Source organism: Streptococcus caballi DSM 19004, from assembly GCF_000379985.1.
Lineage (GTDB): Bacteria > Bacillota > Bacilli > Lactobacillales > Streptococcaceae > Streptococcus > Streptococcus caballi.
In genome coordinates, this window is the sequence record NZ_KB904109.1 from 1 (window position 1) to 3188 (window position 3188).

Here is a 3188-nt window from a genome sequence, read left to right on the forward strand (position 1 = left end):
AAGTAACGGCGAATTTTTCTAGACATATCTGTTCTCCTCTTTTCTTTAGTGTAGAACACTTTATAAATTCTGTCTAGTTTAGTGTAACCTATTCAGTTTATTACCTGAAACTTGAGAAGGTATCAGAAGCCCTTCTAACAGCTATTACACATTACAGAAGTGAAGAGAGCCAAGTGCTAAGACACTTTACAACTACATTTATCAAGGTTTATTAACTATCAAGCTAATTGATCTGTCTAGATTTGCTCGTATCTGTAAGAAGCATAAGACCCATCCATCAAACTAAGAAGCGTCTAGGAATCGCCGTTGAGCAAAAATCTAAAGATATCAATGAACCACTGACTATCATATAGAATAAAAGTGGTTTGAGGAGCTTTAGCTATTTCATGATTGGGAGGTCCTTCTTTAAGCCAACGTTCAATATTTCTGCGATCTGTTAGTGTTAACTGCTTGCCTTTTGGTATAGTCTTGCATCTCAGAGTTCTTCTAATTGTTGTAGTGATTACAATTATATCTCTCTGAGGTGTTTTTTGATACCCTAAGTGGCTACCTTCATTTTAGAACTTTCACAATTAGAAGCTTTGATAATAGACGGAGAAATTTTCTAAAAAAACTTGCTATTGTTTATTGAATATGATAAACTGTTTTAGTATGTGGTGCTAGCACATCCGTAAATCATGATTAATATAGGAGGAAATATAAACCATGGCTAAAGTATGTTATTTTACAGGACGTAAAACTGTTTCAGGTAACAACCGTTCACATGCGATGAACCAAACAAAACGTACTGTTAAACCAAACCTTCAAAAAGTTACTGTTCTTATCGACGGTAAACCAAAAAAAGTTTGGGTTTCGGCTCGTGCGCTTAAATCTGGTAAAGTTGAACGCGTATAAAAATGAAAGCCTTAGGGCTTTTTTTGTTGACCAAATAGGAAAAAGCTTGTATTTTCAAGGAATTTTCTACTATATTTTTTTACAAGCTGTGCAATATATGATAAAATAGGTTGATAAAAACTTGAGAGGTAGTCAATATGACTGTAAAAATCAATACAAAAGATGGTCAAATTGAACTGTCTGATGACGTTATTGCAACTGTTGTCGGTGGTTCAGCAACAGAAATTTTCGGTGTTGTCGGAATGGCCAGCAAAAGTGCTATTAAAGATAATTTTCAAGCTCTCTTACGCAAGGAAAATTATGCAAAAGGTGTCGTTGTCAAATCAACAGATGCGGGTATTTCAGTTGATGTTTATACTGTAATGAGTTATGGTGTTAAAATTAGTGAAGTATCTAAAAATATTCAAGAGCGCGTTAAGTTTAACCTTGAAAATCAACTAGGCTTGTCAGCTGATATGGTCAATGTTTACGTGCAAAATATTAAGGTTGTAGGAGAAGATTAGTGTCAAATATTACAACAAGTTTATTCCAAGAGATGGTTCAGGCGGCTAGTACGCGTCTTGGAAAACAAGCGGAATATGTCAATTCACTAAATGTGTTCCCAGTTCCAGATGGAGATACAGGAACAAATATGGGGATGACTATGGAAAATGGTGCCAAAGAGGTTGCTGATAAACCAGCAAGTTCGGTTGGCGAAGTTGGTCAAATTTTATCAAAAGGTCTTTTGATGGGAGCACGTGGGAACTCTGGTGTTATCACCTCGCAGTTATTCCGCGGTTTTGGTCAATCTATCAAAGATAAAAAAGAATTGACAGGTCAAGATCTGGCTCAAGCTTTCCAATCTGGTGTTGAAGTAGCTTATAAGGCTGTCATGAAGCCTGTTGAAGGAACAATCTTGACAGTTTCACGTGGGGCAGCCTCAGCTGCATTAAAAAAAGCTGAAGAAAGCAACGATGCTGTTGAAGTTATGAAAGCGGCTTTGGAGGGCGCAAAACGTGCTCTTGCCAAAACACCAGATATGCTTCCTGTCTTGAAAGAAGTCGGTGTTGTCGATTCTGGCGGACAAGGGTTGGTCTTTATCTATGAAGGTTTCTTATCGGCTTTGACGGGTGAATATATCGCTTCGGAAGAATTTCAAGCGACTCCTGCTACGATGACTGAGATGATTAATGCAGAGCATCATAAGTCAGTTGCTGGGCATGTTGCAACAGAAGATATTAAGTTTGGTTACTGTACCGAAATTATGGTAGCTCTTAAACAAGGCCCAACTTATGTTAAAGAATTTAACTATGAGGAATTTCAAGGTTACTTGAGTGGCCTTGGTGATTCACTTTTGGTTGTCAATGATGATGAAATTGTCAAAGTTCATGTCCACACAGAAGATCCAGGTCTTGTTATGCAAGAGGGGCTTAAATATGGCTCTCTTGTCAAAGTGAAAGTGGATAACATGCGTAATCAGCATGATGCCGTTCTTGAAAAATCAGCTGCGCAGGCTCAACCTCAAGAGGAAAAAGATTTTGCTCTCATCGCTGTTGTAGCTGGTGAAGGGTTGGCAGAAATCTTTAAATCCCAAGGTGTTGACTATATCATTTCTGGTGGTCAAACCATGAACCCATCAACAGAAGATATTGTTAGGGCTATTGAAGCGGTTAATGCAAAAAATGTTATCATTTTACCAAATAACAAAAATATCTTTATGGCTGCCCAGTCTGCTGCTGAAGTTTCAGAAGTGTCAGCGGCAGTTGTTGAGACACGCACTGTTCCACAAGGCTTCACAAGTTTGCTTGCCTTTGATCCAAGTAAATCTTTGGATGAAAATGTTCAATCCATGACGGCAAGCCTTTCGGATGTTGTCAGTGGGAGTGTAACTTTGGCAGTTCGCGATACAAGTATTGACGGCTTAGAAATTCATGAAAATGATAATCTTGGAATGGTTGATGGTAAAATTGTGGTGTCAAATCCTGACATGACAACCACTTTAAAAGAAACTTTTGCCAAGATGATTGATGAAGATAGTGAAATTGTGACTATCTATGTCGGTGAAGATGGGCGAGAAGATTTAGCTGAGGAAATTTCAAACTACCTTGAAGATAAGTATGAAGACGTTGAAGTTGAAATTCACCAAGGCGATCAACCAGTCTATCCATACTTAATGAGTGTTGAATAATATTATTTAGTCTTAAGAAGAGTTCGGATTTTCTCAATGTCATTAAGTTAAGTCTTTAACCAATTGAAGAAACTATTCCCGTCTGAGCAGTTGACGACAAGACGGGAATAGTTTTTGTATTTAGGGC

At 37.8% G+C, this 3188-nt stretch carries 3 protein-coding genes and 1 pseudogene; 3 read left to right on the forward strand and 1 reads right to left on the reverse strand.

Annotated features, from left to right (window positions below; all coding sequences use genetic code 11):
* Nucleotides 1-362: 362 nt before the first annotated feature.
* A pseudogene (locus tag A3GS_RS12800) lies at nt 363-479 on the reverse strand (helix-turn-helix domain-containing protein); the annotation flags it as partial.
* Nucleotides 480-705: 226 nt separating this feature from the next.
* On the opposite strand from A3GS_RS12800, the gene rpmB reads away from it, so the two are divergent.
* From rpmB to A3GS_RS0109520, 3 genes are all read left to right on the forward strand, one after another.
* The gene (rpmB, locus tag A3GS_RS0109510; protein ID WP_001140949.1) at nt 706-894 is read left to right on the forward strand and encodes a 50S ribosomal protein L28; all 189 of its coding nucleotides are present in this window, start codon (nt 706-708) and stop codon (nt 892-894) included.
* A 137-nt stretch (nt 895-1031) separates the two neighbouring features.
* The gene (locus A3GS_RS0109515) at nt 1032-1397 is read left to right on the forward strand and encodes an Asp23/Gls24 family envelope stress response protein (protein ID WP_018365170.1); all 366 of its coding nucleotides are present in this window, start codon (nt 1032-1034) and stop codon (nt 1395-1397) included.
* Nucleotides 1397-3061 carry a DAK2 domain-containing protein gene (locus A3GS_RS0109520; RefSeq protein ID WP_018365171.1) on the forward strand — a complete coding sequence of 555 codons (1665 nt, stop codon included), beginning with the start codon at nt 1397-1399 and terminating at the stop codon, nt 3059-3061. Before A3GS_RS0109515 ends, A3GS_RS0109520 begins: the two co-directional genes overlap by 1 nt.
* Nucleotides 3062-3188 lie beyond the last annotated feature (127 nt).